1 protein-coding gene is annotated in these 549 nt (G+C 33.5%); it reads right to left on the bottom strand.

Features of this window, described 5'->3' with window-relative positions:
- Positions 1–140: 140 nt before the first annotated feature.
- Positions 141–549, bottom strand: a 409-nt coding sequence (locus H4O20_RS13020; protein WP_185099543.1) for a hypothetical protein, incomplete at its 5' end; no start/stop codon positions are given.

Below are 549 nucleotides of genomic sequence, written 5' to 3'. Positions count from 1 at the left end.
CACAACGTGTTTGGCTATGGTTTCGTTGCGGAAAATGTCTGAAGGACTTTTCCGCTGTAGCCGAAAAATAGCAAAGCTGCGGGAATTTTCGGCAGAAAATTCCGCCGCAATGAACTATAGCCCTTGTTGTGCATAGGTTTTTATTCCGCTTTGATATAATATATTTCTTTAAACTGTCCGTTATATATTCCTAAATGTCCAGTTTTGCCAGCTTTATATAATCCGATTATTTCGATTTTTTTTCCGTTTAGCTTTTTCCAAACACTATCTAATTCGGTTGCAGGGTTAAATGATTCAACCCAAATTTTACCCGATTGGTCAAAAATTCCTTTATTTTCTAAATCAAGATGCAGTTCACCAATGATTTTCAGAGTATCGTTGTCAAAATCAGTAGGATTTTTATTCAAATCATTAATATCTGTTAGTTCAAATTTATTAGATAGATCAGCATTTCCAAATTCCGTTTTATTTGGACTACAGGAGACTAAAAGTCCGATGAATAAAAAGATTTTAAAATTAATCACGATTTTTTTCAACTTATGCACAACG

Origin of the sequence: Aequorivita sp. 609 (assembly GCF_014212065.1) — a bacterium.
In the GTDB taxonomy this organism is placed as follows: Bacteria; Bacteroidota; Bacteroidia; order Flavobacteriales; family Flavobacteriaceae; genus Aequorivita; species Aequorivita sinensis.
Note: the sequence above shows the minus strand (reverse complement) of the source record. Positions and strands in the feature narration are given on the sequence as shown.